General features: G+C 41.0%; 28 protein-coding genes, 1 tRNA gene and 2 pseudogenes. 6 read left to right on the forward strand and 25 right to left on the reverse strand.

Annotated features, from left to right (window positions below; genetic code table 11):
* The first annotated feature begins 36 nt into the window (after positions 1 to 36).
* Positions 37 to 1,602, forward strand: coding sequence for an ABC transporter substrate-binding protein/permease (locus D8792_RS00705; RefSeq protein ID WP_125372495.1), 1,566 nt, complete (start codon positions 37 to 39; stop codon positions 1,600 to 1,602).
* Positions 1,599 to 2,339, forward strand: coding sequence for an amino acid ABC transporter ATP-binding protein (locus tag D8792_RS00710; RefSeq protein ID WP_125372496.1), 741 nt, complete (start codon positions 1,599 to 1,601; stop codon positions 2,337 to 2,339). Before D8792_RS00705 ends, D8792_RS00710 begins: the two co-directional genes overlap by 4 nt.
* Before the next feature lie 93 nt (positions 2,340 to 2,432).
* Here the strand turns inward: D8792_RS00710 and D8792_RS00715 are convergent, their stop codons facing one another.
* From D8792_RS00715 to D8792_RS00800, 18 genes are all read right to left on the reverse strand, one after another.
* Entirely contained in the window at positions 2,433 to 2,648 is a 216-nt protein-coding gene (locus D8792_RS00715) for a capsule biosynthesis transcriptional regulator (RefSeq protein ID WP_001130035.1), read from the reverse strand.
* A 110-nt stretch (positions 2,649 to 2,758) separates the two neighbouring features.
* On the reverse strand, positions 2,759 to 3,655 hold the full coding sequence (locus tag D8792_RS00720; protein WP_005591760.1) for an SPFH domain-containing protein: 897 nt from the start codon (positions 3,653 to 3,655) through the stop codon (positions 2,759 to 2,761).
* Between the two features lie 93 nt (positions 3,656 to 3,748).
* Positions 3,749 to 4,999, reverse strand: coding sequence for a threonine ammonia-lyase IlvA (gene ilvA, locus D8792_RS00725; protein WP_125372497.1), 1,251 nt, complete (start codon positions 4,997 to 4,999; stop codon positions 3,749 to 3,751).
* 66 nt (positions 5,000 to 5,065) lie between these two features.
* The gene (ilvC, locus tag D8792_RS00730) at positions 5,066 to 6,088 is read right to left on the reverse strand and encodes a ketol-acid reductoisomerase (protein WP_125372498.1); all 1,023 of its coding nucleotides are present in this window, start codon (positions 6,086 to 6,088) and stop codon (positions 5,066 to 5,068) included.
* A 64-nt stretch (positions 6,089 to 6,152) separates the two neighbouring features.
* Positions 6,153 to 6,629 carry an acetolactate synthase small subunit gene (ilvN, locus tag D8792_RS00735; protein WP_005591757.1) on the reverse strand — a complete coding sequence of 159 codons (477 nt, stop codon included), beginning with the start codon at positions 6,627 to 6,629 and terminating at the stop codon, positions 6,153 to 6,155.
* On the reverse strand, positions 6,622 to 8,322 hold the full coding sequence (locus D8792_RS00740) for an acetolactate synthase large subunit (RefSeq protein ID WP_125372499.1): 1,701 nt from the start codon (positions 8,320 to 8,322) through the stop codon (positions 6,622 to 6,624). Before D8792_RS00740 ends, ilvN begins: the two co-directional genes overlap by 8 nt.
* 161 nt (positions 8,323 to 8,483) lie before the next feature.
* The gene (locus D8792_RS00745; RefSeq protein WP_125372500.1) at positions 8,484 to 9,083 is read right to left on the reverse strand and encodes a response regulator transcription factor; all 600 of its coding nucleotides are present in this window, start codon (positions 9,081 to 9,083) and stop codon (positions 8,484 to 8,486) included.
* Positions 9,080 to 10,186: a sensor histidine kinase gene (locus D8792_RS00750; protein WP_125372501.1), complete on the reverse strand. Its 1,107-nt coding sequence runs from the start codon at positions 10,184 to 10,186 to the stop codon at positions 9,080 to 9,082. The genes D8792_RS00745 and D8792_RS00750 overlap by 4 nt, the downstream gene beginning before the upstream one ends.
* A 4-nt stretch (positions 10,187 to 10,190) precedes the next feature.
* Positions 10,191 to 10,925 (reverse strand): ABC transporter permease, encoded by a 735-nt coding sequence (locus D8792_RS00755; protein ID WP_125372502.1) that lies wholly within the window; start codon positions 10,923 to 10,925, stop codon positions 10,191 to 10,193.
* Positions 10,926 to 10,937: 12 nt separating this feature from the next.
* On the reverse strand, positions 10,938 to 11,813 hold the full coding sequence (locus D8792_RS00760; RefSeq protein WP_125372503.1) for an ABC transporter ATP-binding protein: 876 nt from the start codon (positions 11,811 to 11,813) through the stop codon (positions 10,938 to 10,940).
* Positions 11,800 to 11,994 carry a hypothetical protein gene (locus D8792_RS00765; RefSeq protein WP_125372504.1) on the reverse strand — a complete coding sequence of 65 codons (195 nt, stop codon included), beginning with the start codon at positions 11,992 to 11,994 and terminating at the stop codon, positions 11,800 to 11,802. Before D8792_RS00765 ends, D8792_RS00760 begins: the two co-directional genes overlap by 14 nt.
* Before the next feature lie 2 nt (positions 11,995 to 11,996).
* Positions 11,997 to 12,173 (reverse strand): hypothetical protein, encoded by a 177-nt coding sequence (locus D8792_RS11380; RefSeq protein ID WP_185758375.1) that lies wholly within the window; start codon positions 12,171 to 12,173, stop codon positions 11,997 to 11,999.
* A 147-nt stretch (positions 12,174 to 12,320) separates the two neighbouring features.
* A complete protein-coding gene (locus tag D8792_RS00770) occupies positions 12,321 to 12,911 on the reverse strand; it encodes an SP0191 family lipoprotein (protein ID WP_125372505.1) in 591 nt (196 codons plus the stop codon).
* Between the two features lie 263 nt (positions 12,912 to 13,174).
* A complete protein-coding gene (gene fakA, locus D8792_RS00780) occupies positions 13,175 to 14,839 on the reverse strand; it encodes a fatty acid kinase ATP-binding subunit FakA (RefSeq protein WP_125372506.1) in 1,665 nt (554 codons plus the stop codon).
* Positions 14,840 to 14,841: 2 nt separating this feature from the next.
* On the reverse strand, positions 14,842 to 15,207 hold the full coding sequence (locus tag D8792_RS00785; RefSeq protein WP_005591747.1) for an Asp23/Gls24 family envelope stress response protein: 366 nt from the start codon (positions 15,205 to 15,207) through the stop codon (positions 14,842 to 14,844).
* Positions 15,208 to 15,352: 145 nt separating this feature from the next.
* Positions 15,353 to 15,541 (reverse strand): 50S ribosomal protein L28, encoded by a 189-nt coding sequence (gene rpmB, locus D8792_RS00790; RefSeq protein ID WP_001140948.1) that lies wholly within the window; start codon positions 15,539 to 15,541, stop codon positions 15,353 to 15,355.
* A 135-nt stretch (positions 15,542 to 15,676) separates the two neighbouring features.
* Positions 15,677 to 16,342 carry a LiaF transmembrane domain-containing protein gene (locus D8792_RS00795; RefSeq protein ID WP_125372507.1) on the reverse strand — a complete coding sequence of 222 codons (666 nt, stop codon included), beginning with the start codon at positions 16,340 to 16,342 and terminating at the stop codon, positions 15,677 to 15,679.
* A 5-nt stretch (positions 16,343 to 16,347) separates the two neighbouring features.
* Complete coding sequence (locus tag D8792_RS00800) at positions 16,348 to 16,794, reverse strand: LytTR family DNA-binding domain-containing protein (RefSeq protein ID WP_125372508.1); 447 nt, start codon at positions 16,792 to 16,794, stop codon at positions 16,348 to 16,350.
* Positions 16,795 to 17,198: 404 nt separating this feature from the next.
* Between D8792_RS00800 and D8792_RS00805 the strand changes: the two genes are divergently transcribed.
* The gene (locus D8792_RS00805) at positions 17,199 to 17,462 is read left to right on the forward strand and encodes a SemiSWEET family transporter (RefSeq protein WP_005591744.1); all 264 of its coding nucleotides are present in this window, start codon (positions 17,199 to 17,201) and stop codon (positions 17,460 to 17,462) included.
* Between the two features lie 53 nt (positions 17,463 to 17,515).
* Here the strand turns inward: D8792_RS00805 and D8792_RS00810 are convergent.
* Positions 17,516 to 17,588, reverse strand: a tRNA-Thr gene (locus tag D8792_RS00810).
* 241 nt (positions 17,589 to 17,829) lie between these two features.
* Here D8792_RS00810 and D8792_RS00815 point away from each other — a divergent pair.
* The 3 genes from D8792_RS00815 (at position 17,830) to D8792_RS00825 (ending at position 19,250) form a co-directional block, all read left to right on the forward strand.
* Positions 17,830 to 18,282: a DUF3290 family protein gene (locus tag D8792_RS00815; protein ID WP_062005147.1), complete on the forward strand. Its 453-nt coding sequence runs from the start codon at positions 17,830 to 17,832 to the stop codon at positions 18,280 to 18,282.
* Positions 18,282 to 18,911: a DUF421 domain-containing protein gene (locus D8792_RS00820; RefSeq protein WP_125372509.1), complete on the forward strand. Its 630-nt coding sequence runs from the start codon at positions 18,282 to 18,284 to the stop codon at positions 18,909 to 18,911. Before D8792_RS00815 ends, D8792_RS00820 begins: the two co-directional genes overlap by 1 nt.
* Positions 18,912 to 19,046: 135 nt before the next feature.
* Positions 19,047 to 19,250, forward strand: coding sequence for a CsbD family protein (locus D8792_RS00825; RefSeq protein WP_125372510.1), 204 nt, complete (start codon positions 19,047 to 19,049; stop codon positions 19,248 to 19,250).
* A 445-nt stretch (positions 19,251 to 19,695) separates the two neighbouring features.
* Here the strand turns inward: D8792_RS00825 and D8792_RS00835 are convergent, their stop codons facing one another.
* The 6 genes and pseudogenes from D8792_RS00835 to D8792_RS00865 all read right to left on the reverse strand — a co-directional run bounded on the left by D8792_RS00835 (position 19,696) and on the right by D8792_RS00865 (position 25,558).
* Entirely contained in the window at positions 19,696 to 20,193 is a 498-nt protein-coding gene (locus D8792_RS00835; protein ID WP_260470122.1) for a GNAT family N-acetyltransferase, read from the reverse strand.
* A gap of 26 nt (positions 20,194 to 20,219) precedes the next feature.
* Positions 20,220 to 21,269: a DUF389 domain-containing protein gene (locus tag D8792_RS00840; protein ID WP_125372513.1), complete on the reverse strand. Its 1,050-nt coding sequence runs from the start codon at positions 21,267 to 21,269 to the stop codon at positions 20,220 to 20,222.
* Between the two features lie 291 nt (positions 21,270 to 21,560).
* Positions 21,561 to 21,865, reverse strand: a pseudogene (locus tag D8792_RS00845) (DUF898 family protein).
* A 58-nt stretch (positions 21,866 to 21,923) separates the two neighbouring features.
* A pseudogene (locus D8792_RS00850) lies at positions 21,924 to 22,364 on the reverse strand (FtsX-like permease family protein); the annotation flags it as partial.
* 544 nt (positions 22,365 to 22,908) lie between these two features.
* A complete protein-coding gene (locus D8792_RS00860; protein WP_125372514.1) occupies positions 22,909 to 23,856 on the reverse strand; it encodes an AEC family transporter in 948 nt (315 codons plus the stop codon).
* Positions 23,857 to 23,932: 76 nt separating this feature from the next.
* Positions 23,933 to 25,558 (reverse strand): malolactic enzyme, encoded by a 1,626-nt coding sequence (locus tag D8792_RS00865; RefSeq protein ID WP_125372515.1) that lies wholly within the window; start codon positions 25,556 to 25,558, stop codon positions 23,933 to 23,935.
* Between the last annotated feature and the right edge of the window lie 12 nt (positions 25,559 to 25,570).

The following is a 25,570-nucleotide window of genomic DNA, read 5'->3' on the forward strand; positions in this document are numbered from 1 at the left end:
ATAGAAAGAACTATTTTAGAAGGACTAGGAGAGAATATGAAAAAATTCATTTTAACCTTATTGACAGCCCTCCTCGTCTGTCTGGGGACCTTTACCGTAGCTCAGGCGGATGATTATCTTAGAATTGGGATGGAAGCGGCCTATGCCCCTTTCAACTGGACCCAAGATGATGATTCGAATGGCGCTGTCAAAATCGAAGGAACAAATCAATACGCCAATGGCTACGATGTCCAAGTTGCCAAGAAGATTGCTCAGGAAATGGGCAAGGAACCGCTGGTTGTAAAGACTTCTTGGAACGGACTGATTCCAGCCTTGACCTCTGGTAAAATCGATATGATTATCGCTGGCATGAGCCCAACAGCCGAACGTAAAAAAGAAATCGCCTTTTCTAACAGCTACTACACCAGTGAGCCTGTTATGTTGGTTCGAAAAGACGGCAACTACGCCAATGCCAAGACCCTCAAGGACTTCAAGGATGCTAAAATCACCTCCCAGCAAGGTGTCTATCTTTACAATCTGATTTCTCAACTGCCAGGTGCCAAGCAAGAAACGGCCATGGGAGATTTCGCCCAAATGCGTCAAGCTCTAGAATCTGGTGTTATTGACGGTTACATTTCTGAACGTCCCGAAGCTCTGACAGCTGAAGCTGCTAACTCTAAGTTCAAAATGATTCAATTCAAAGAGGGCTTTGAAGTTGGCGAAGAGGATGCTTCCATCGCCGTCGGCATGCGTAAAGACGACAGCCGAATCGAGCAAGCTAATGCAGCTATCGCTAAACTCTCAACGGATGACCAAGTCCAGCTGATGGATCAAATGATTAAGAATCAGCCTGTAGATACTGACACCGACGATGCAGAAGATACATTCTTCAACAAAGTTTTTAAGATTTGGAAGGAAAATTGGCCGCAGTTCTTACGCGGAGCTGGTTTGACCTTGCTCATTTCCATTACAGGGACAATCGCTGGCCTCCTCATCGGTTTGCTGATTGGGGTTTATCGGACAGCACCCATTTCAAAAAACAAGGCTTTAGCCTTCCTACAAAAACTATTCGGTTGGTTCCTCAATGTTTACATTGAAATTTTCCGTGGTACTCCTATGATTGTACAATCCATGGTTATCTACTATGGAACGGCCCAGGCTTTTGGCATTTCGATTGACCGGACAGCTGCAGCCATCTTTATCGTTTCTATCAATACTGGTGCTTACATGAGTGAAATTGTCCGCGGTGGTATCTTTGCCGTTGACAAGGGACAATTCGAAGCAGCTACTGCGCTCGGAATGACCCACGGCCAAACCATGCGCAAGGTCGTCCTGCCACAGGTGGTCCGCAACATTCTACCTGCAACGGGGAATGAATTTGTCATCAATATCAAGGACACATCTGTCCTGAATGTTATCTCCGTGGTGGAGCTCTACTTCTCAGGAAATACCATTGCAACTCAGACCTATCAGTATTTCCAAACCTTCACCATTATCGCAGTCATTTACTTCGTCTTGACCTTTACTATCACTCGAATCCTACGTTTCATCGAGCGGAAGTTTGACACAGATCATTACACAACAGGTGCCAATCAAATGCAGACGGGAGAATTGAAACAATGACCGAAACAATTTTAGAAATTAAAAATCTCAAAAAATCTTATGGGAAGAATCAAGTCTTAAAAGACATTTCTCTGACTGTCCACAAGGGCGAAGTTATCTCCATTATCGGAAGTTCGGGTAGCGGAAAATCAACCTTTCTCCGCTCCATCAACCTCCTCGAAACACCTACTGCTGGCGAAATTCTCTATCGCGGGAAAAATGTCTTGGATGAAAATTACGACCTGACTCATTACCGCGAAAAATTAGGCATGGTCTTCCAAAGTTTCAATCTTTTTGAAAATCTCAATGTCCTAGAAAATACCATCGTAGCTCAGACAACCGTACTCAAAAGAGAGCATGCTGAGGCAGAAAAGATTGCCAAAGAAAATCTGGAAAAGGTAGGTATGGGTGAGCTCTACTGGCAAGCCAAGCCTAAACAGCTTTCAGGTGGACAAAAACAGCGGGTTGCCATTGCGCGTGCGCTTTCTATGAACCCTGATGCCATCCTTTTCGATGAACCAACTTCAGCTCTTGACCCAGAAATGGTTGGCGAAGTCCTGAAAATCATGAAGGAATTGGCTAAAGAAGGCCTGACTATGATTGTCGTGACCCACGAAATGGAATTTGCCCGCGATGTTTCTAGCCGTGTTATCTTTATGGATAAGGGCGTCATCGCAGAAGAAGGCACTCCACAAGAATTCTTTACCGATCCTAAAGAAGAACGAACCAAGGAATTCCTACATCGCTTCTTGAAATAAACAACCAATCAAACAAACAAGACGGAAAAAGATACATCCGCCTTGTTTTTTTATTCGCAAAATAAAAAAGCGGGTTTCCCCACTTTTTGAAGATTAGTCTTCAAACTTTTCATGATTCTTATCGTAGAAATCAATCAAGCCAAGAGCTGTTTCAAAAGAAATATTCTTTACTTTTGCACGTCCTTGAGCAAGAGCAATAATTGACATTTCACGCGCGTTTGTTTCTTTACTAATACGGTAACCTGTAATTTTTTTGTCACGAACCCATCCAACGACTGACTCTACTTTTTCAAAATTTGATTTAGCCATTTCTTACTCCTCTCTAACTTATTTCGAATACTAATATAATGGTTTTTATACAGTTTGTCAACTTAGAAAAACCAAAACAAACAAATTAAATAATTCTGAATATTCTATATTTATTTAGCTTTGAGGGCTGAAAGGATCTGGGTGCGAATACTCTCCACTCCATCAGGATTTGCTGGAAGGAAGATCGTGTTATTTCCTTGCTTATCTGCAAAATTATTCAAGGTATCTAGATATTGGTTGGTCAAGAGGATGGACATAATTTGTTCTTCTGTCAACTCAACATTGGCGCCTTTGAGCTCCTTAATTGAGTCTGCTAAGCCGTCTACGATTGCCTTCCGCTGCTCTGCAATACCGACCCCATGAAGACGGTCTTTCTCAGCCTCGGCTTCTGCAGCAGTTACAATTTTAATCTTATCTGCTTCTGCCAATTCCTGAGCTGCCACGCGCTTGCGCTGAGCCGCGTTGATTTCGTTCATGGACTGTTTAACTTCTGCATCTGGCTCAACCTTGGTAATCAAGGTCTTGACAATGATGTAGCCATAAGTAGACATTTCTTCAGCTACCTGCTTTTGAACTTCTAGGGCGATCTCATCTTTCTTTTCAAAGAGCTCGTCCAAGGTCAGCTTAGGAACAGAGGAACGCAAAGCATCTTCGATGTAGGACTTAATCTGCGCTTCTGGCCGCATGAGTTTATAGTAAGCATCTGTCACATTGTGTTCATTTACCCGATACTGGGTCGCAACATTCATGGTCACAAAGACATTATCCTGAGTCTTGGTCTCAACAATAATGTCGCTTTGTAGCAAACGCAACTGAACACGAGCAGCGATTTTGTCAATTCCCAAAGGCAAACGAACATTCATCCCACTTGTACTAGTCTTGTGGTAACGACCAAAACGCTCAATGATGGCAACAGATTGCTGGCGCACGACATAAAGCGAGCTAAATGCCAATAGGCCACAAAGAAGAAGAAAAATGAGAAAGAAGAAAAAGAAATTCAGTAACATAAGCGCATCTCCTTAATTTAATATAGTATATTCTAGCACAGTCCTAACTCACTTGCAATTAAAAAGTGGGGTTTTACTAAAATATTTTCAGGATCAGACTAGCATGTTGTAAAGCGTTTCATTTCCGTTTAGATTGATGAAGGAAGGATCAAAATGCTCGATTCGATTGATCAGACCCGCATAGTCATGCTTATTAGCCAGAGCAATCCCAATCAAGACTGGACCTGTCCCCTTGCTAGCACGCTTGATATATTCAAATCGAGTAATGTCATCATTTGGCCCTAAGATATCATTTACAAATTCACGTAAGGCCCCTGGCCGCTGCGGGAAATTCACCACAAAATAATGCTTGATTCCATCATAGATGAGGGCACGCTCTTCCATTTCAGGCATACGGTTAATGTCATTATTTCCTCCCGAAATAATACAGCAGACAGTTTTTCCTTTGATATATTCTCGCAACACTTCCAAGGCCGCCACGCTAGCTGCACCAGCAGGCTCTGCGATGATTCCTTGTTTAGAATAGAGATCAATCAAGGTTTCAGAAATCAAGCCTTCATCAACCCCGATAAGTGTTTCTACATTCTTCTTCGTTGCTTCATAAGTAGAGGCCCCTACCTTTTGGACTGCGATACCGTCCGCAAATTTATCAATTTCATTGAGTTTGACAGGACCGCCTGCTTCAAAAGCTGCTCTCATACTGCGGGCGCCATTAGCCTCTACCCCAATCACTTCAATTTGTGGCTGGCTTTCCTTGATGTAAGTGGATACTCCTGCGATGAGACCGCCGCCTCCTACTGGTACCAAAACCAAGTCTAAATCGATGGACTCCCGAGCTGTATCTTCTAGGATTTCATAAGCAACCGTTCCCTGACCTGCTTGAACATGAGCATCATCAAAAGGATCGATGAAAGTCCGATTTTCCATCCGTGTGAACTCCATAGCCGACCGAGCAGAAGCATCAAAAGTATCTCCTACTAGCTTAATCGTAACAAAATCGCCACCAAAGAAACGAACCTGTCCAATTTTTTGCTGAGGAGTTGTGATAGGCATAAAAATAGTCGCTGGGATTTTCATTTCATTACAAGTGTATGCGACACCTTGAGCGTGATTGCCCGCAGAAGCACAGACAACCCCACGTTCTCGCTCTTCCTTGCTCAACTGAGAAATGGCATAATAGGCACCACGGATTTTGAAAGAACGGACACGTTGGGCATTTTCCTTTTTAAGATAAATTTTTGCCCCATACTTTTCTGACAAGTAATGATCATAATCAAGAGGTGTATTGACGACAACATCTTTTAATACCTTATGAGCACGGACGATATCTTTTGCTGTTAACATTCCTTTTCCTTTCCAAATGAGGTAAACAAACTCAGCTGGGATTCCAGCTGAGTTTTCCACACAATCTTAGTTGTAGATCTTGAAAGCATCGTCGTCATTTTTACCAACGAATGGCATTGCTTTACGCAATTCTGCACCGACTTTTTCAATTTCAAGGTTAGCTGCTTGCTCACGATAAGCAGTCAATTTCGGACGTCCAGCCTTGTAGTCATTTACAAAGTCATTTGCAAATTTACCATTTTGGATGTCTGCAAGAACTGCTTTCATGTTTTCTTTGACTTGCTCAGTAATCACGCGCGGACCTGATACATAGTCACCGTATTCAGCAGTGTTTGAAATAGATTGGCGCATTTTCTTGAATCCACCTTCATAAATCAAGTCAACGATGAGTTTCATTTCGTGCAGCACTTCGAAGTAAGCCAATTCTGGCGCATAGCCTGCTTCAGTCAGAACTTCAAATCCTGCTTCAATCAGGGCAGTCAAACCACCACAAAGTACAGCTTGTTCACCAAACAAATCTTCTTCAGTTTCTTCTTTATAAGTTGTTTCAAGTAAACCAACACGAGCTGCACCAACACCTTTACACCAGTCCATAGCGATATCTTTGGCATTTCCAGTCGCATCTTGGTATACCGCGTAAAGAGCTGGCACACCGAAGCCTTCTTCAAAAGTACGGCGAACCAAGTGGCCAGGACCTTTTGGTGCACACATAAAGACATCTACATCTGCAGGAACTTTGATAAATTCAAAGTGGATATTGAAACCATGAGCAAATCCAACTGCGTTACCAGCTTCCAAGTTAGGAGCAATTTCTGTTTCGTAAAGTTCTTGTTGGATTTCATCTGGCGCCAAGATCATGATAACATCAGCCAATTTAGCAGCTTCTGCTACTGTGTATGTATCAAAGCCATCTTCTTTAGCTTTGTCAAATGACTTACCAGGACGAACACCGATAATCACATCATGACCTGTATCACGCAAGTTTTGTGCATGAGCATGACCTTGTGAACCATAACCGATAACGGCGATCTTTTTACCGTCAAGTGCTGCTACTTTTACATCTTTTTCGTATTCCATTTGAACTGCCATAATTTTTCTCTCTTTTCTATTTTTTATTGCCTTATAGGCTGGTTTAACAAATTAAAGGTTTCGTTTAATCGCGGGTAAAGCCCGTTGCCCCAGTCCGTGCGATATTGCGAATGCCGTAAGGACGGATGACTCGTAAGAGCGCTTCGCTCTTTTCTGCATCGCCCGTCATCTGGATAGTGATCGAGCTTGGTGCCACATCGACTACCGTTGCACGGAAAGGCTGGATAATGGCCAAGATTTCTGCACGCTTAGCAACTGGTGCCGATACCTTGATCAAAATGACTTCTCGCTCTAGGTGAGGATGATCTGTAATATCTCGCACCCGAATCACATCAATCTGGCGATTAAGCTGCTTGATAATCTGTTCCACTTCATTGAGGGAATTTACATCAATGATAATGGTGATCCGAGAAACATTTTCATCCTCGGTCGCACCGACAGAGATACTTTCGATATTGACCTGACGTCTGGAAAGCACACCAGTGAAGCGGTTCAGAACACCCGAACGATTTTGGAGTTTAGCTGTCAACATTCTACGCATGGAACTTCACCCCCAACATCTCATGATTGCTCTTGCCAGCTGGCACCATTGGAAGCACGTGCTCCTTGCGGGAAATATCTACCTCGATAAACATCGGTATATCTTCGTTTAGGACTTCCAAATCTTGAGCAATGGTCTCGGGATCATCAAATTTATAGGATTTGACACCATAAGCCTGAGCCATCAGCTGAAAATCTGGCAAACTGTCAAAGACTGACTCGGAGGTACGACCATCATAGAAGGCTTCCTGCCACTGGCGAACCATACCTAGCGAATGATTATTGAGCATGATGACCTTAATCGGAATCTTGTAGATATTTAGGATGGCCATTTCTTGATTGGTCATCTGGTAGCCGCCGTCTCCAACGAAGAGAACCACTTCCTTATCAGGATTGGCAATCTTTGCTCCAATCGCTGCTGGAACACCAAAGCCCATGGTTCCAAGACCACCAGACGTAACTAGCTGACGCTCGTTTCGATAAGGATAATACTGGGCTGTCCACATTTGGTGCTGGCCGACGTCCGTTACCACAATGGCATCGCCCTTGGTCAACTCACCCACGCGCTCAATAACAGCCTGAGGTTGGACAACTCGTTCCTTCTTATCATAGGAGCGCACCCGCTCCTTGTCTCGTGTCACCTTTTCTATCCACTTGCTGGTATTGTTGTGCACTTGCTCTTCTTCAAGCAACATTTGCAAAGCTTTCTTGGCATCTCCTACAATAGGAATATCCACGCTGATGATCTTGCCAATTTCTGCTGGATCGATATCAATGTGGGCCACCTTGGCACTTTTAGCAAAGGTCTTAGGATTACCAGTCAGACGGTCATCAAAACGACATCCAATGCTAATCATGAAGTCTGCTTCCGTCATCGCAATATTAGCCGCGAAAGAACCATGCATACCACCCATACCTAAGAACAAAGGATGATCTGTCGCAATCGTTCCCTGCCCTAACAATGAGGTCACTACTGGAATCTGATACCGCTCTGCAAAAGTAACCATCTCCGCTGCTGCCCCTGCATAGCTAATACCACCACCAGAAAGAAGAACAGGTTTTTTAGCCTTGGAAAGCTGTTTAAGAATCTTCTTAATCTGTAATTCATTAGGCTCAATTGTTGGTTGATAGCTTGGCAGATGCAACTGAGTGTCATAGATAAAGTCCGTATCCAGAGCTGAGACATCCTTTGGCAAATCAATGACGACTGGCCCTGGGCGACCTGTGGTCGCAATATGAATGGCCTCCGTAATGATTCTTGGTATATCTGCCGTCTCCCGTACCTGATAATTGTACTTAGTGATGGGAGTAGTAATACCGACAATATCGGCTTCTTGAAAGGCATCCTTACCAATGCCTGGTGTCGCTACCTGCCCAGTAAACACCAAAAGGGGAACACTGTCACTCATAGCGTCGGCGATCCCAGTAATGGCATTGGTTGCCCCCGGACCACTGGTTACAACGGCCACACCAATTTTCCCAGTAGACTTAGCGTAGCCTTCTGCTTCATGAACACACCCCTGTTCATGGCGACCAAGAATATGGCGGATACCTTTAAAGCTATAAATAGCATCATAGAGGGGCAAGACTGCACCACCAGGATAGCCAAAAATAGTATCAACACCAAGATTTTTCAAGGTTTCCAAGACCAGCTGCGAGCCGGACTTAGGAGTTTCTAATTGGATTCTTTCCATATTTCCCCTTTCATTTATTTACAATTTTCTAAAAATTCAAAAAGCTTTCTACTATGATAACATTTTTGAAAAAAATTGCAAGTATCGCGGATGTTTTTTTTCATTCTGATTGAAAAAGATAAGAAAATCCCGCTAAATCCGAATGTAGCGAGATAATTATTTTATATCCATCCTTGTTCTTGAGCAATCCGGACAGCTTCCGTACGATTGTCAGCTGCTAGCTTGGTCAGGATGGTCGACATATAGTTGCGAATAGTTCCATTTGATAAATAGAGCTTTTCAGCAATTTCTTTATTAGAAAGCCCAGTTGCTGCTGCCTCTAAGACTAGAAGTTCCTGATGGGAGAGGGGATTTTTATGAGTCATCAGCACTTCCATGAGTTCAGGTGAGTATTCTTTTTGTCCAGCCAAGACAGTGTGGATGGTTTTCATCAGATCCGCAATGCTACGTTCCTTGAGTACATAGGCATCAACATCTGCCTTAACCGCTCGCTCAAAATAGCCTGGCCGCTTAAAAGTCGTCACAATGATTACCTTGACAGCTGGCTGATGCTCCTTCACCCATTCTAGAACATCCAGCCCTGTCTGATAGGGCATTTCCACATCCAAGATAGCCACATCAACTGGATTGGTCTTGAGCAGCTCAATAGCTTCACGACCATCTGCCACTTGAGAAACACTAGTAACATCCGGCTGCAACTGCAAGAGCTGGCAAAGGGCATCCCGTAGCATACTCTGGTCTTCTGCTAATAATACCTTCATCTTTCATCTCCTTTAACCCTATACGGCAAGCACACGCGAATAATGGTCGGCTTCTGGCTGCTGATGACCTCCACTCTACCATCAAGCCCCTCCAAGCGCTCTCGAACTGAATGCAGCTCTCGGCCAGTGACTCGCTTAAAGCCTCGACCATCATCTTCAACATCCAAGATCAAATCTCGATCCTGACTATACAAGTCAATTCTGGACTTCTTGGCCTCCGCATGCTTGATAATATTAGTTGCTAATTCCAATAAAATCATACTAATAGTAAACTGCATTTCTGTAGGAATGCTAGCAACATTGAGCTGATTATGAAGCTCCAAGTCAATATCGCTCATTTCCAGCATGGTTCGGATTGTTGCTAATTCTTCATCCAGTGTCCGCGTCTTGAGATTGTCTACAATCCGTCGAACATCAGCCATGGCCTGCTTACTAATCCGTCGCACTTCCTCCATCTCTTTCTCCGCCTGTTCGTAGGCCTTCATTTGCAGGAATTGCTGGGCCAGCTCCGTCTTGACACTAAGCATGGCAAAGGTATGTCCCAGACTATCGTGTAAATCCCGTCCGATTCGATTGCGCTCATTTTCCGCTAGGAAAAGATTGAGCTGAGCATTCTGCTTGCTTTTTTCTTCCTTGAGCTGTTCAGCGACTTGGATCCGATGCAGACCTAGGGTCAAGAAATCCGAAAAGAGAAGGGTCGTTGAGAAAAAGACCAGATAGCCTGTGCTAAATTGCTGCTGCATATACACCCCGACCAGAAGAGCTGGTTGGACAGCTAGGAAACTCCAAAAGCGCCAAGATTTAAGGGAAATATCATTGTAATGATAAACAAGAAGATTGGACAAATAAAAAATATACCAAACGAAGCCCACATTCAGCCAAATGGAAGTGTAAAAAATGTAAGCAAGCATGACCCACCAGGATAGAGCCTGGTAGAAAGGCTTTGTCTCCATGAGGATGGTGTAATAGGCCCCTATTAACAATGCTGTCCAAAGCAAAGTCAAAAGCGGGTACTCACCACTGATGACACCCGCTATCGGAAAGATGATAAAGACCAGAGAAATATGAAACATATGATGTATGTTTTGGAACTTTTCCCACATATAATTATTTAACCTCAATCCGTTTTTTGAGCTGAAGGACTAAAATACTAAAGAAAATGGTGTAGACTAGGACGATTAGCATGGCAGACACATTCCAGTCATGGTGTTCCAAATAGGAAGAGACCACCTGCATGAGCTGATAGCTTGGCGTTAGCTTGCCGATGAGTTGTAGCCAGTCTGGAAACATAGTCAGTGGAAACCAAAGCCCACCCAAGACCGCTAAAGCCATATAAACGATATTGCCTACGACCGACATAAGCTGGGCACTGGGCAGGAGACTGACCAAGACGCCCATGGCGATAAAGACCAGACTACCGATCAAAAGAATCAGGGCAATCATTAGCCAGTCCATCATGGGCACATTGACTCCACGAACGAAATGTCCGACAGAGAAGACCACGATAATGGAAAGCAGAAAGGTCAGTAAAGTACTAAAAAGCTTTGATATATAATATTCTACCATAGAAACTGGTGAATGCTGAATCAATTTTTGCCAGTTATTGGTCTTGTCCGACTGCAAGGTGCTGGGAATGCTGAAAAAGGCACTAGACATGATACTAAAAAGTGTCATAGAGAATAGATAGGTTCGGAGCACAAGCGCCGGTACATCAGAACCTGACATCATTCCTGAAAAGATCAGATAGAAAACGCTGGGCAGCCCGATAGAGAGCAGGTAGTAGGCCGCCTGCCGCTTCATCAAAATTAACTCCATTTTCATTAAACTTGCCATATTTTTCATGATGCTGCTCCTTTACTCTTGTGTCGTCTCAAAAATACTATCCAGCAGGGTTCGATTGCGGACCTCAATTTCTTCAATCGTACAGCCATGCTCCTGCAGAATTTGCCAGACCTGACTGGCATCCTTGGTCGCAAAAGATAGCGCCTTTTGCTTGATTTCAATCTCCGTTACACCAGCTATCTTTTCCACGATTTCTTTATAGGAAAGAGGCAAGGTGAAGTGTTTTTCCTGCTCTTCCTTGCGCATGGCATAAGGCGTGGTGTCACGGATGAGCTCTCCCTTATGGAGCACCAAAATCCTATCAGCCGTATGCTCCACTTCTTCAATATAGTGGGAAGAATAGATAATGGTCACACCTTGCTTCTTGAGCTGGTCCACAATTTCCCAGAAATGCTGGCGCGTCGAAGTATCCATAGCCGAAGTCGGTTCATCTAAGAAAAGAATCTTTGGACGGCCAATCAAGGCCAAGATAAAGGAAAAGAGACGTTTTTGACCACCAGAGAGCTTGGAAGCCAGCTGGTTCTTCTGCTTATCAGAAAAGCCCAACAAGGCATCGATTTCCTCTTCGGACAGGCTATTAGGATAGATAGAGCGAAAGAAAGAGAGGAGTTCCTTGACTTTCAAATCCCCCACCACTGTATTTTCCTGTGGCAAAATGGCAACCATCTCTTTCAAACGATTATCCGTTGGCTTTAAGCCTTGAACCAATGCTTGACCAGAAGTCAGGAATTTATCGCCTAGGAGACAATCCATCAGAGTTGTTTTACCAGCTCCGTTGGGGCCAATCAGAGCCACACAATCCCCTTCTTCAATGTCAAAGGAAATGTGATGCAGAATCTCCTTCCCCCGAATGCTTTTAGATAGCTTTTTCACTTCAATCAATTTCATGATCTTCCTCCTTAATAAAATCATAGATGAGCGGCCAGATGACAAAGACAGCTAGAATCACTCCCCCTACTCCTATATAAAATTGCCGGGGTAGAAATTCCAACAGAAAACCCGGTATCATCTGAAAACACCATACACCCATTGCAACTCCAATGAATAAGATGGACAGGTACTTTTTCATTTCTACTTTCTCCTCTTGCTTAACTTAGCCACTTCCTTTAGGACGTAGCTAGCCATTCCCAATCCAGCAAAAATCTCCCAAGGAAAGCGGTAAAGACCTGCTCCGCTCATTCTCGCCAACTGATAAAACATCATCCCAACAAGACTCAAGACTGCTACTTTTATCAACCATATTTTCATGTCACTACTCCCTATTTCTTCATTTCTTACTTGTATTATAAAACTTCCCGCATCTTCCGACTAGATGATTTTGTCACTAGACCATATGACAAATGTCATGGTTTCTAGACAGCAAAAAAAGACGAGATGACTCGCCTTTATACACTCTTATTCTTCTTTCAAGCCGCCTAATTTCATACCTAAAATAAACATTGAAGGAGAGGTGTCTTTTATGTCATTAAGTCCCAAGTCTTTAAAGAAAGATAGGCTTGCTGCTTTCGCTACATCCATTTTCTCAAAATCCAGATCAACTATGGCCTGTAATTTCTTATCAGCTGTTACGGAGTACTCAATCGTCACTCCTTCCATATTCTTAGCTTCCACGTAGTTTGGTTCTGATTCCATTCCTTCTCGAATGATAGCGGTCATTTCCTCTGGGCTCATAGTGGCTGCAGCACCACTGGCTTCTTCTGGCAAATTACTCAACAGCTCCATTCGAAGTTTCAAGAGTTTGTCTCCTCGATAGGTCACCGTATCACGATGATGGATGCCTTTGAGGTCTCCGACCAAGGTTTTAGAGACAATAGCTGTACTTTCAGAAGAAGCACTCGTAGAGGAGTCACTTGAGCTTGAGCTAGAACTTGTTTTAGCAACTTTTGATTCAGCTGGAACTTTCGGACGATGCTTGCCAGATGTTGGAAATACGCAACCTGTCAATAATACAGAAGCAGAAATAATTAGAATAAATAACTTTTTCATAGTACACCTTTTCTTTTTATTTTTTCCAGTATACCATAATACCATTATCTTGTCTAAATCTTACATATAAAAAAATTAAAGAGGCTGGGGCAAAAGTCCTAGCCTCTCAATTGTCTTTGGATTGTCGAGCAAAGACGCAGTGGTTGAGTGGACTCTACTACGCTGATTTCATCAGCTTTTACAGCCCTACTCAACTGTGCGGAGGTGGGACGACGAAATCGAATTCTAACGAATTACCGATTTCTGTCCCACTCTCAAATAAATTATTCTACACTAAAAATATATGGATAAACTGGCTGATTTCCTTGGTGGATCTCAACTTCTAGATCTTCATATTCTTCCATCAGATCTTGAGCCAGGCCATTTGCCAATTCCTCGTCACCATCTTCACCGATATAGATTGAAACAATCTCACTGTCTTCATCCAACATCTTCGCAAAGGTTGCTTTTAAAGTTGTTAACATATCTGGATTTGACACAAGGATTTTGCCATCAACCATACCCAAGTTATCATTTTCATGGATTTCGAGGCCATCAATCGTCGTATCACGAACCGCTGTCGTAACACTACCACTAACCACATCGCTCAAGGCAGCTGTCATTCTCTCATGGTTCTCTTCGATGGTTTTTCCACTATCAAAGGCCAAAAGGCTTGTCAAACCTTGAGGAAGCGTGCGTGTTTCAATCACTGTCGTTGGTTGCTCAAGCACTTCTGCTGCAGATTGAGCTGCCATGAAGATATTTTTATTGTTAGGCAGGAAAATGATATTGCGCGCATTCACCTGGTCAACAGCCTTGATAAAGTCCTCTGTAGAAGGGTTCATAGTCTGACCACCAGAAATGATATAATCAACGCCCTGAGCCTTGAAGATTTCAGCAAGACCGTCACCAGCTACTACTGCAATAATAGCGTACTCTTTTTCTTCAGCTGGCTTGGTAGCTTTTTCTTCCTTCTCAAGCTGGGCTTCGTGCTGGTTACGCATGTTGTCCACTTTTACCTTGACAAGGCTACCATACTTCAGCCCTTCTTGCATAACAAGACCTGGATCTTCTGTATGAACGTGCACTTTCACGATTTCATCATCATTAACTACCAGCAAGGAATCACCAAGCTCATTCAAATAATTACGGAATTCATCATAGTCAAAGTCCTTGACATAGGTTGGTCCTTGCTTCAAAGCCACCATGATTTCTGTACAATAACCAAAAGTGATGTCTTCTGTTGCCACATGGCCTGCTACAGATTTGTGGTGTTCAGCATTGATCATCTCAGTCATCGTAGCCGGAGTCGCTTGGAAATCTTCTGATGCGATATATTCGCCAGTCAGGGCAGAAAGGAAGCCTTCATAGATAAAGACCAAACCTTGACCACCAGAGTCCACAACACCAACTTCCTTGAGAACTGGTAACATATCTGGCGTTTTAGCAAGGGCAGCCTTTGCTCCTTCAAGAGCCGCTTTCATAACTTCGACAGCATCATTTGTCGCTTCAGCTTTCTTTTTAGCACCGATGGCCGCACCACGAGAAACGGTCAGAATTGTTCCCTCAACTGGCTTCATAACAGCCTTATAGGCTACTTCTACACCAGACTGGAAGGCAAGAGCCAAAGCTTGTCCATCAAGCTCATCTTTGCCTTTTACGCTTTGTGAAAAACCACGGAAGAGCTGAGACGTGATAACACCAGAGTTCCCACGCGCACCCATCAAGAGTCCCTTGGCAAAGATAGCGGCCACTTCACCAACTGTTGAAGCTGACTTATCAGCTACTTCTTTGGCACCATTTTCAATGGTCATGCCCATATTGGTTCCTGTGTCACCATCTGGAACTGGGAAAACATTTAAAGAATTGACATATTCAGCCTGTTTATTTAAACGAGTTGATGCCGCCTGCACCATTTCTTGAAATAAACTAGTAGTAATATTTGACACGATTATTCTCCTACAACTTTAATATTTTGGATATAGACATTCACTGTATGGGCAGTGATCCCAAGTTGATTTTCCAAACTAAACTTAACGCGTTCTTGGATATTTTTGGAAACTTCACTGATTTTAATGCCGTAGCTCAAAACGGTATAAACATCAACTGCAATACCACCATCCTCAGACGTTTTTACTACCACACCCTTGGCATAGTTTTCTTTACCCAAAAGAGCTTGAAAGTTATCTTTAATTGCATTTTTGCTGGCCATTCCAACCACACCAAAAATTTCGGTTGCTGCGCCGCCAACGATTGTTGCAATCACGTCATCAGTCAGCTCAATTTGACCATCTTTTGTATTGATTTTTACAGTCATCATTTGTACCTCAAAAGTATTTTATAGTTTATTTTACCATATTTTAGACAGGGTGTAAAAGAGGAAGGGCAGAAATAAACTGTCTAGTCTGAAAATTCAACAACAAAAAAGGGAAGGAATAAATCTTTCCAATCCCTTTCATGTATTAAACGCGTTCAACTTTACCTGACTTAAGCGCGCGAGCTGAAGCCCAAACTTTTTTAGGTTTTCCGTCGATCAAAACAGTAACTTTTTGAAGATTTGGTTTAACAGCGCGTTTTGTTTGGTTCATCGCGTGAGAGCGGTTGTTTCCAGATACAGTCTTACGACCTGTAAAGTAACATACTTTAGCCATTAGTGTGTTTCCTCCTATTAGATCTAATATTACGGATGTGCTAGCACCACATACCGTACTATATTATCAAAAAACTTGGCTTTTGGCAAGTAAATTTTCCCAAACTTTGCAATTTCTGACCAATAATCCGTTTTCTTAGATGTAAACAATCTTCAAAGCTCCAAAGGCGACGTCACCTCGTACATATAAAGTCTTGTCTTTTTCATTGACATTATGCGGATTGACAACCGTACCGAAAGCATTGTCCACATTTAACTCTACTCGCCAGTTGCTTGGAATGTAAAGCACAGCACTGCCGAAAGATACTTCCACATCAAAACTAGCAGAATCACCTAAAATTCTGGCATTATCAAAATAGACGGCCGCACTACCAAAAGCACACTCTACTTTATCATGGATAAAATTATCCGAGTTGATATAGCGAGTGCCGCTACCAAAGGAAATCTCTCCTTCCTTTGTAGACAAGCCCTTGCCAGACAAATAACGGACACCCCAGATTCTTCTCGGCTTAAAAATCATGTTAAGCCCAATGCAGGCCAAAATTCCACCCATGATCAAGGTACCAGTGGAGATGGCTAAGAAATGATAGGCAGAATTAGCAATCATCAGAGCGATAATCGTCATGATCAGGGCAGCACCAAAATCTCGTTCCAAGAAATTTTCCAAAGCAAAATACGCAAACATGCCGACCAAAAGCAGGGGCCAGATATTAAAACTGAACATAGGAATACCAAAGTTTCCCTGAAGCAAAACCCAGCCGGCTAAAACCAAGAAACCGATGCCTAGAATTGTTTTTTTCATAATGATTACCTCACTTCACTTAACTTTTCTTTTAGTAGTTGATAATAATGCCTTGAAACATGCACTTTCTTATGCGTTTCAGAAAACTGGACGGAACTGGTGCCCGAGAAAGACTTTTCTAAAGAATAGATCGCCCTAGCATTAGCAATGGTTGACTTAGAAATTCTGCAAAAATAGCGGGGCAATAGCTCCTCCAGCTCATAGAGTTTCAACTTGACCTCATAGGCATCATTGCGCGCGTGAGCAAAGATTTTGGCTCCATCGGTCTCGAAAAAGAGAATCTCTGCCAAGTCCACAAAATACTCACTATTTTCCTTGTAAAAGAGAATAGCTGGAGCAGTCGCTTCATTCAAAGCATCTTGAATCTTCTGAATCCTATCATCAATCCGCGATACTCGAATCACCAATTCTGTGTCAGCTAAACGCTCGTCTAGCTCAATCCGAACCTTCATAAGCACTCCTCCCCTCTTTCTATCTTCATTATAACAATTTCTTGAAAAGAAACAAGGGACTTTCAGTAAGTGGTCAATATGGGCTGGTAAGTGGTTATTTTAAAAGATTAAAATGAAATAAAAAATCTTGAATTTTCCCAGCATAAGGCTTCAAAGAAATTAATCATTACCCATTTTTATCAACACGACAATACTGATTTACTACTATTTCTATGATCATAAGCTCTCTATCCAGCCTAACAATGGATAAACCAGGTATGAACAATTCTATCGCTACTTCTCAAACCACACTTGGCTCTTTCTCTTAGTTTTAGATAAAAACTAAAACTTATTCTCCATACTGGCTTACGTCTCATTTGACAATTTTTTCCGTTTTGATATAATGGACTCTCAGGAGGTATCGTATGTCAAAACAAAAAATTAATCGTTTTGTCGGATCTATTGGAGCTTTTATTGGAATTCTTGTATTCGTCGCTTATATTCCACAAATTATCGCAAACTTACAAGGATCCAAAGCTCAACCTTTCCAACCACTATTCGCAGCAGTTTCTTGCCTGATTTGGGTTATCTACGGTTGGACAAAAGAACCTAAAAAAGACTGGATCCTCATTATTCCCAATGCTGCGGGAGTGATATTAGGTGGCCTAACTTTTCTTACTTCTTTATAAGAATTATATAAACAAAACCAGCAACCCCATAAAAAAGGTGCTGGTTTTCTTTCTGCCGATTGCAGGGCTCGAACCTGTGACCTACGCGTTACGAGTGCGTTGCTCTACCAACTGAGCTAAATCGGCCTCTACCTGTCTCCTATTCTAGCACTCTGAATGATTTTGTCAAGTTCTATTGGCAGTTTGGAAACTCGAATGAAGCAAATATTTTACCTGAGAATATACAGTATCTTTTTGAAAGATCACCAGCAGTCAAACTCATATTTCAAACAAGTTCTAGAAAACCTTATTTTTCCGATATAAAGCTATTGATGTAGCCGCTAAATTGTTTTATAATAGCTTGAATTCAAAAAAAGTGAGGGATCTTATGAAATTCTATTCATATGACTATGTACTGAGTCAGATTAGCCAGCAGAATTGGGTGATGGTGATTATATCCGCCTGCTTGGTTTTAGTGACGGGATTTTTCGCCTTTAAGGCCTATAAAGATAAACGAGGAAGTAAGTTCCGTGAGTTATCCATTATTTCTATCTTGTCCCTAGTAGCCACTGTTTTGATTAGCATTACTAACTTCCAAAACAATCAGTCAAATGACAATCAATTCCGTAGCTCCTTGCATTTTATTGAGGTTGTCTCAAAAGAATTAGGCGTTGAGAAAGAAGAAGTCTACGTCAATACTTCAGCTACGACAGATGGCGCAATTATCAAGGTTGGCAAGCAATTCTACCGCGCTATTAGCGGAACCGATCAGGATAGTTATTTATTAGAAAAAATGGAACTGTACAAATCAGACGTTGAACTCGTGGAGGTTGAAAAATAATGAGCTTTTTTATTACAATTGCAATTAAGTTAGCTTTGGGACTCGTTTCTCTCGTTTTTGTCATCAATATGACAGGTAAGGGAAATTTAGCACCAAGCTCTGCAACAGACCAAGTACAAAACTTTGTTCTCGGTGGCATTATCGGCGGGGTCATCTACAATAGCTCCATTACTATCCTTCAATATGCAATCATCCTAATCATCTGGACTATTCTGATTTTNCTCTTAAAATGGCTGAACACCAACGTTTCCTACATCAAACATCTGATTGATGGGAAACCAACTATTATCATCAAAAACGGAAAACTAGATCCTGAAGCATGCCGTTCAAAAGGTCTATCCGCATCAGATGTCGCTTTGAAATTACGCTCCCAAGGAGTCTTCCAACTGAAAGAAGTCAAAAGAGCTGTCATCGAGCAAAATGGCCAATTGATTATCGTAAGAATTGGTGATGAAAATCCGAAATATCCGATTATTACAGATGGAGTTGTCCAACTTGAAATCTTAGAAACTATCGGCAAGTCAGAAGAATGGTTGATGTCCGAATTACAAAAAGAAGGCTTTGAAAATGTCTCCGATATCTTCATTGCAGAGTATGACAAGGGCGAAATTAATGTCGTGACCTATTAAAAATTATTTGTCATTTCGTAGCAATTATTTGCTTTTTCTTCGTAAAGAGTCTATACTGTATCTATTATCTCGCTTGAATGAGTATCAAACCGCATCCAACTTAGATAATACACTAAATAAACGGAGGAAATTTCCATGTCAATCGAAGAAAAATTCAACCAAGCTAAAGGTTCTATCAAAGAAGGTTTCGGTAAACTTACTGGCGATTCAAAAACTCAAGCAGAAGGAACTGCTGAAAAAGTGGCTTCAAAAGTGAAAGAAGTCGCTGAAGACGCAAAAGGCGCTGTTGAAGGTGCTATCGCAGGCGTTAAAAACATTATCAAAAAAGACGAAGAATAATCATCGTCTTTCGTTCTTAATAAAAAAACACTCTTATCCTATGCTTTTAGCAGAACTAGGGGTAAGGGTGTTTTTCTATATTGCTAAGGCATTGATTTTTCAGGAGAGATCAGAAGCATCCCATGAATGTAAAACTGAGATTTTTTCTACGATCCTTTTATAAACTGGGATACACAGAAGCCACGTTAACAAAGCAAGCTGGAGTTTCACTACAGCCTGTTTCTGGAGCCTTAACTCATAGTGATAAACAGGTAACAAAAGCATATCTAATTACAGCTGATATCGCTAATCAAACAATTCGTGAAAATTGCTTTTATAAATCTCAAAAAATGACTCAGAGAAATTTCCGATAAACTCTTGACTTTTTAGATCCAGAGAAAATTCTTGAATATCCGCAATGATTAATGACTCCATATATCCTGTCAGTAAACCGGGAATGATGATGTTATCGATTCATTATCTCAAATACCGCTGTATGAACCCACTCATTATTCATTTGTAGGTCATTTTCTATGATCCTACTAAAGTTGAAACCATTTTTTAAAAGCACTCTCTTAGAGGCAAGATTATCCGTTGCCGCTCCCGCAATGATTCTATTTAAACCATAAGTATGAAATGCCTTGTCTAAAACAAGTTTAACCGCTTCGCTTGCATAGCCTAAATTAGTAACATTTTCTCCAATCCTATATCCAAGTTCTGCTGTTTTTCTATCGCTCCCTAAAACACTTAAATTGATTCTTCCGACCATCATGCCTTGCGAATCTCTAATAAGATGCATGTAGGTGTCATGATTTTCTTGTTCCATTAACAATTCCGCTGTAATTTTTTTAAAACCTTCTGGATCAAAATAGTTAGCTGGTCTGGGAGGTAAATTTCGCTCAAAATACTCCCGATTTTCTTTTTCAAAAGAATAGACATCTAGACTATTTTCTTCAGACAGCAACTCTAAACCTATTCAGTTCATCGTCCTCAATCCTTGTCTGCTTCATTTTCTTTTACGAGATCTTTTTGCGAATCCTTTTCAGAGAGTTTTTGATCGATATACTTGTCAATGGTTTCATAAAATTCCTTGGTCGCTTCACTATCTAATTTTGTCGAATTATGGACTTGATTGACTTTCAATTGAACAGATTGAATACCGTAAGAGGCTTGTTTTTGGTGAATTATTTCTAATTCTTCTTCTGAAATCGGGTCACCAACAATTGTCAAGACCAATTCATTGTCCCTTGACTTGTAGACTTGATTAATGACCGTATAATTGGCAAACTCTTTTCCTACAAACTGTTTGACACCTTCTTTTCGCGCTTGTTCTATAGTCAGAGTAACTGCCGAATAACCGGCTGGAACAACCAATAATACAATCAAAGATATCAAACCAATTTTCATTTTAATGCTTAGCTCTTTGAATGAAGTTAAGGGAGATTTTCTCATTAAAATTTTTGCTCCTATAATGTTGGCTAGCATTATAAAGACACAGTTAATCAAGAAAAGATAGAGAGCACCAAATAAAAATCGTACATTTCCATTAGCTAAACCATAGCCGGCAGTGCAGATAGGTGGCATCAGAGCTGTAGCAATGGCTACTCCTGGCACAATATTGTTTGCTTCTTTTTTCCTTGAACCGATCACACCAGCAATCCCACCGGCAATAGCAATTAGGACATCCCAAATCGTTGGAGAAGTTCGTGCAATCAACTCGCTACTTGCATAAGATAAGGGAGTAATCCAGAAATACAGAGTCGATACAAGTAAACTGACAAATACTTGAGTAAGTAAAACCCCTAGAGCTTGCTTAACTAAACGAGTGTCAAAAATAGCTAAACCTAATCCTAGTCCAACAATCGGTGTCATGAGAGGTGAAATTAACATGGCCCCTATAATAACAGCTGTTGAATTCATATTTAGTCCGATAGAGGCAATAAAAATTGCACACATCAAAATCGCTATATCTCTCGATCTAACATGAAGATCATCGTATAATTTTTCACGGTATTCCCGTGTTGAATAGTTTCTGGTCATTGGTTACTCCTTTTATTTGAATTATTTCTGTTTATCCATTGATGAGGGCAGAGTGATTTTCTGTCAAACATTACATATGTATTTAAATTTTCTTAGTTCTCACCTGTAAGTCTTTTGAAAAATATCCTTTAAGCATCCGTCAGTCTATCCTTAACATTATATCAAAAATTTTACAGTCTTTCTCTGCAAAAATATATCAATTTAAAAGATAGAGAAAGGAAGAAAATTTTGTTTCCTTATCCGAAAAAGAAAAAACGGTATCTCCTCTGAAAGAAGATGCCGCTTTAATGTTTAAACTTGATGAGTGTGTTCGACAATCCATTCCTCCATTTTTATGTTCAACCAGAAGCCATAGATCCCAAACGTTATGATGGTTAGAAGAACCCCCTTAATCCAGTTGCCGAATAGTTGTGTTCCAGTCCCGTCAAAGTATAGACGTTGACCATCTACTACCGTTTATTTGGTTTTCAATTTTGCATCATGCAAACCGCCTAAGGTGTTGCGATCCCCAAGGTAAGCCTGCAAATTATGGCTACTAAGATAGAGTATCCAATATAATCTAGGATTCCTTCGTCAAAATAACTTTCAGATTTCATATTATCTCCTTTATTTTTATATGTTTATATTCTAGGCACTCTATTGCATTATTATTTTTTACATTTGAACAATCTTACGATAACTTCTTGAAGTAATCATAAAGATTAAAACATAGATGAGTGCAAAGATTCCACAGATTGATAAGGTTATCGTCAACATCATGGTCGCATCGACTACTCCAATGACCTTTAGAATCAAGCTCAACATATGATAAGCAAAGGCCAGATGGAGGAAGGCAAAGATTACAGGAAGAAAGAAAACGGTCAAGATTTGCTTATTAATAGTTTGCTTGATCTGCTTTTGATCCAAACCAACCTTTTGCAAAATTACAAAGCGTTCGAGGTCTTCATATCCTTCAGAGATTTGTTTGTAGTAGATGACTAATACAGTACCGACCATAAAGATAATGGATAGGAAGATACCGATAAAGAAGAAGCCACCAAACATTGCATTGCCTTCTTGGCTATTATTTGCTTTACTAGATCCGTAAACAAGGCTTTCCTGATTTTCAAAATGAAGCGATTGTTTATAAGGAGAGAACAAATCTTGTCCTCTCCAGAGTATGACTTTTTGGTAACCCACTACAGTTGACAAAAATACCAGATGAGGTGTTTTTTAGCATGCCCTTTATGGATCAAAAAGTGTTAAAAATAAGACAGTAACCTCAGAATAGCTACTGTCTTAACTCTTTCTTTACTTAAAGCCTTGATAGACTTGATAAATGGTAGAAAAGAGCCTGAATTTGGTGTGAAAAGTGGTGTGAATTTTGTTAAAAAACGTCAAAAAACACCCCATGGTGTGAACCATGAAGTGTTGTAAATGCTGTATTGTAGCCGCTTCTTAACGTTTTGAGAACTGGCTAGCTTTACGAGCTTTCTTAAGACCTGGTTTGGAAAGTATGGGTTTCAGTTGGACTAAAAACAGCGTATTATCAAGGATTTTCAGAACGATATCTACTGATTAATTTCATAAAATTTGAATCAATATTTTTTAAATAGGGAAATTTCTTAACTCAGAACTTTCAATCCTATCCTCTTCCTTCTTATCCTAATAAAGTTTGTAATATTGGAATAACAACGATAAATAGAACCGTACTTAGAGTCACTACATTCGTAGAGAATTCCACATCTCCTTTTCCTTGATTAGCAAGGATCGGGAGAACAGCTAAAGCTGGTGTAGCGGACTGAATCATAAAGGTCTTAAATTCTACTGTCGCTATATTTGGGGCAAAGAACTTCAATACAAGAAGCATGATCAGAGGAGCTAGGATAAAGCGTCCAACTAAAGTGACAATTGTATCTTTATCAAAAGTAATAGTTTTCAAGCCCGCCTTTGCAAGAACGATACCAATATAAATCAGAGATAGGGGAGTGACGATATTTCCAACATAGGTTAAGGTATTCGTTGCGAAATCTGGAATAGGAATTCGAAGAATCAAAAATAGTAGAGCCACAAGAAAACCTACAAGTGGAGCTGGTAGCAATTTCTTCCAGTCAAATTTACTTGTCTTCTTGCTTTGGCCCGATTTACTATCGCTCGTCATCAAATACACGCCTAATGTCCAGGTGGAAATCGTGTTGGTGATATAGTAAATTAAGAAATATGGAAGAGCCTGATCCCCAAAAAGAGCAACATTTAAAGGTAAACCGATAAAAATAGTATTGGCATTAACAAAGGTATTAATCATGGTTCCTCGTCGTCCTGGACGGATCTTGAAAAGCATAACTGCAATATAAGCTACGATATATCCTAAGATAAATGCCACAAAAGTATAAAGGAGGCCTCCAGAAAGACTGATTAGTTTATCTAGTGTTAGGTATTTCATCACCGACACAAAGATTGACGCTGGCAAGGCTACATTCATGATCAAACGAGACAGGTTGGGACCAAAGTCATCTCCAAACCATCCCCTCACCTGAAGAATGTACCCCAAAACAATAATAGCGATAATCGGAATGATACTCGTAATCGAGGTTAAAAAGAGTGACATAGGTATCCTTTCTAAATTTCTTAAGTCCACAGCCCATATAAATCTGTCGGTATAGAAGGATAGCAACAGAAATGAATTATTTATACTCTGGATACCACTTCAAATCACGAACGGCTTTGGCCATATCTGTTTCCTTAGCGCGTGCAAGACCTTGCTCTTGCGCTTTTTTAGCGACTGCTTCCGCTACTTTAATAGAAACATCTGCTACATACTTGAACGGCGGCAAAACAGGAGCTCCTGGTTGTCCTGGATTGACAATACCACTCAATGAATGAGCCGCTGCTCCAATCATTTCATCAGTCAAAAGACTTGCTTCAGAAGCCAGCATACCTAGACCAAGACCTGGGTAAATCAAGGCATTATTGGCTTGACCAATCACATAGTCGACACTTTTATAAGAAACCGTATCAGCAGGAATTCCTGTTGCGACAAAAGCTTTGCCATCTGACCATTCGATCAAATCTTTGGCACTAGCTTCAGCTAGTTTGGTTGGATTTGACAAAGGGAAGATCATCGGACGCTCTGTATTTTCACACATAGCCTCTACTATTTCTTTAGTGAAGGTATTAGGCTGAGTCGAAGTTCCTACAAGAATGGTTGGATTCACAGTCTTCACTACTTCAAGCAGGTCAGTCAACTTGTCTGCGTTAGTAAAGTCAGCACGTTTCTTAGCAAACGGTTTTTGCTCAGGAGTTAGATCATCCATGTCATCAAAGAGAAGACCTTGTTTATCAACCATAAAGAAACGTTTATAAGCTTCTTCTTCAGAAAGACCTTCACTCACCATTTCACGAAGAACACGAGAGGCAATTCCTGCACCCGCAGTACCACCACCATAGCAGAGATAAACTTGATCTGTTAATTTTTCACCACTAATATCCAGTGAGCCAAAGATACCACCCAAGGTAACGATTCCTGTACCTTGAATATCATCATTAAAAGTTGGAATTTGTTTCCGGTATTTTTCAAGTATATTGGCAGCATTCAAGCGGCCGAAGTCTTCCCAGTGAAGGTAGAGTTTAGGAAAGAGACGTTCTGCTGTTTGAATAAATTGGTCAACGAAGTCGTAGTAACGATCTCCGCGGACCCGTTCGTGACGATTTCCTAAGTAATTAGGACTATTCCGAAGTTCTTCACGGTTAGTCCCTGCATCAATGACTAAAGGAAGGACCATAGAAGGATCGATTCCAGCAGCACCCGTATAGACCATCAATTTCCCAACAGAAATATCGACACCATTGGTTCCCCAGTCACCGATTCCAAGGATTCCTTCTGCATCTGTTACAACAATGAGACGAATCTCGCGATCACCAGCAGCATTTTTCAAAGTGGCTTCAATATTTTCAGGATGATTAATATCAAGATATCCCGCATATTGGGGATCTACAAAGAGGTCACTATAACCTTCAATGGTATCTGCAATGGTTGGGTCATATACAATTGGATTGAATTCTTCCAAATGTTGAGAAAATAGATAATAGAAAAGAGTACGGTTGGTATTAAAAATTTCCATTAGGAAAAGACGTTTTTCCAAATCATTTACTTTTGTTTGCATTTGCTCATAAGTTTGTGCCGCTTGTTCTTCAATGGTTTGAACATAAGGTGGCAATAAACCAATAAGACCTAGTTCCTTCCGTTCCTCTAAGGTAAAGGCAGTCCCTTTATTAAGGAAAGGGTTATTTAAAATATCATGTGCAGTCATAGTGCAACCTCC

This window comes from Streptococcus cristatus, from assembly GCF_003943505.1.
Classification (GTDB): Bacteria; Bacillota; Bacilli; order Lactobacillales; family Streptococcaceae; genus Streptococcus; species Streptococcus cristatus_E.

What these genes read in the sequence shown, in the direction of transcription:
- D8792_RS00705 (WP_125372495.1), top strand. Translation starts at nt 37, where the DNA reads ATGAAAAAATTCATTTTAACCTTATTGACAGCCCTCCTCGTCTGTCTG.
- D8792_RS00710 (WP_125372496.1), top strand. Translation starts at nt 1,599, where the DNA reads ATGACCGAAACAATTTTAGAAATTAAAAATCTCAAAAAATCTTATGGG.
- D8792_RS00715 (WP_001130035.1), bottom strand. Translation starts at nt 2,648, where the DNA reads ATGGCTAAATCAAATTTTGAAAAAGTAGAGTCAGTCGTTGGATGGGTT.
- D8792_RS00720 (WP_005591760.1), bottom strand. Translation starts at nt 3,655, where the DNA reads ATGTTACTGAATTTCTTTTTCTTCTTTCTCATTTTTCTTCTTCTTTGT.
- ilvA (WP_125372497.1), bottom strand. Translation starts at nt 4,999, where the DNA reads ATGTTAACAGCAAAAGATATCGTCCGTGCTCATAAGGTATTAAAAGAT.
- ilvC (WP_125372498.1), bottom strand. Translation starts at nt 6,088, where the DNA reads ATGGCAGTTCAAATGGAATACGAAAAAGATGTAAAAGTAGCAGCACTT.
- ilvN (WP_005591757.1), bottom strand. Translation starts at nt 6,629, where the DNA reads ATGCGTAGAATGTTGACAGCTAAACTCCAAAATCGTTCGGGTGTTCTG.
- D8792_RS00740 (WP_125372499.1), bottom strand. Translation starts at nt 8,322, where the DNA reads ATGGAAAGAATCCAATTAGAAACTCCTAAGTCCGGCTCGCAGCTGGTC.
- D8792_RS00745 (WP_125372500.1), bottom strand. Translation starts at nt 9,083, where the DNA reads ATGAAGGTATTATTAGCAGAAGACCAGAGTATGCTACGGGATGCCCTT.
- D8792_RS00750 (WP_125372501.1), bottom strand. Translation starts at nt 10,186, where the DNA reads ATGTGGGAAAAGTTCCAAAACATACATCATATGTTTCATATTTCTCTG.
- D8792_RS00755 (WP_125372502.1), bottom strand. Translation starts at nt 10,925, where the DNA reads ATGAAAAATATGGCAAGTTTAATGAAAATGGAGTTAATTTTGATGAAG.
- D8792_RS00760 (WP_125372503.1), bottom strand. Translation starts at nt 11,813, where the DNA reads ATGAAATTGATTGAAGTGAAAAAGCTATCTAAAAGCATTCGGGGGAAG.
- D8792_RS00765 (WP_125372504.1), bottom strand. Translation starts at nt 11,994, where the DNA reads ATGAAAAAGTACCTGTCCATCTTATTCATTGGAGTTGCAATGGGTGTA.
- D8792_RS11380 (WP_185758375.1), bottom strand. Translation starts at nt 12,173, where the DNA reads ATGAAAATATGGTTGATAAAAGTAGCAGTCTTGAGTCTTGTTGGGATG.
- D8792_RS00770 (WP_125372505.1), bottom strand. Translation starts at nt 12,911, where the DNA reads ATGAAAAAGTTATTTATTCTAATTATTTCTGCTTCTGTATTATTGACA.
- D8792_RS00785 (WP_005591747.1), bottom strand. Translation starts at nt 15,207, where the DNA reads ATGACTGTAAAAATCAATACAAAAGATGGTCAAATTGAGCTGACTGAT.
- rpmB (WP_001140948.1), bottom strand. Translation starts at nt 15,541, where the DNA reads ATGGCTAAAGTATGTTACTTTACAGGTCGTAAGACTGTATCTGGAAAC.
- D8792_RS00795 (WP_125372507.1), bottom strand. Translation starts at nt 16,342, where the DNA reads ATGAAAAAAACAATTCTAGGCATCGGTTTCTTGGTTTTAGCCGGCTGG.
- D8792_RS00800 (WP_125372508.1), bottom strand. Translation starts at nt 16,794, where the DNA reads ATGAAGGTTCGGATTGAGCTAGACGAGCGTTTAGCTGACACAGAATTG.
- D8792_RS00805 (WP_005591744.1), top strand. Translation starts at nt 17,199, where the DNA reads ATGTCAAAACAAAAAATTAATCGTTTTGTCGGATCTATTGGAGCTTTT.
- D8792_RS00815 (WP_062005147.1), top strand. Translation starts at nt 17,830, where the DNA reads ATGAAATTCTATTCATATGACTATGTACTGAGTCAGATTAGCCAGCAG.
- D8792_RS00825 (WP_125372510.1), top strand. Translation starts at nt 19,047, where the DNA reads ATGTCAATCGAAGAAAAATTCAACCAAGCTAAAGGTTCTATCAAAGAA.
- D8792_RS00840 (WP_125372513.1), bottom strand. Translation starts at nt 21,269, where the DNA reads ATGACCAGAAACTATTCAACACGGGAATACCGTGAAAAATTATACGAT.
- D8792_RS00860 (WP_125372514.1), bottom strand. Translation starts at nt 23,856, where the DNA reads ATGTCACTCTTTTTAACCTCGATTACGAGTATCATTCCGATTATCGCT.
- D8792_RS00865 (WP_125372515.1), bottom strand. Translation starts at nt 25,558, where the DNA reads ATGACTGCACATGATATTTTAAATAACCCTTTCCTTAATAAAGGGACT.